Origin of the sequence: Stutzerimonas stutzeri, assembly GCF_013522825.1 — a bacterium.
GTDB lineage: Bacteria > Pseudomonadota > Gammaproteobacteria > Pseudomonadales > Pseudomonadaceae > Stutzerimonas > Stutzerimonas stutzeri_AK.
Genome location: NZ_JAAMQZ010000107.1, coordinates 1 through 637 on the forward strand (window position 1 = coordinate 1; position 637 = coordinate 637).

Sequence of the window (637 nt, forward strand, 5' to 3'; positions counted from 1 at the left end):
GTCACCGTGGCGGTGAGGTAGCCGAAGGCGACTTGATCGCTGCCCAGCTCCTGCAAGGCGGCATCGGCGTCGGCGGCCTTGTTGCTGGCATCGGTATCGACCAGCGGGCTTTCCTGCTGAAAGATCGGGCGGCGGCAAAAACTGAGTGCAACACCTGACCTTTCCGGTACGGTGCTGCCCCTATGTCATATACCGAACTCAGCGTTGAAGAACGCGCCACCATCCAAATCGGCCACGCCCAGGGCTTCAGCCTGCGCAGGATTGCTCGCCTGATCAATAGGTCTCCTTCGACCATCAGTCGAGAGCTGCGCCGCAATCGAGATGTCTGTGGCAGCTACTCGGCCCGCGCGGCCCAGGAGCAGATGAAGGCCCGCCGCCAAGTCTGTCGACCGAGCCGAAAGCTGCTGCCGGGGAGCGAGCGCTTCGAACTGGTGGTTCATATGCTGCGTGAGCGTTTGTCTCCCGAACAGATTGCCGGCAAGCTGCGCCACATGAACATACCTAGCCTCAGAGATGCCTACGTCTGTCGCGAGACGATCTACAACGCGATCTATGCCCTGCCAGTGGGTGAGCTGCGTAAGGAGCTGATCATCTGTCTGCGCCAAGGCAAGACGACGCGCCGGCCGCGCTCTGGTGG

At 61.7% G+C, this 637-nt stretch carries 1 pseudogene; it reads left to right on the forward strand.

From position 1 onward, the window contains the following. Window positions 1-182: 182 nt before the first annotated feature. Window positions 183-637, forward strand: a pseudogene (locus G7020_RS23800) (IS30-like element ISPsp8 family transposase); the annotation flags it as partial.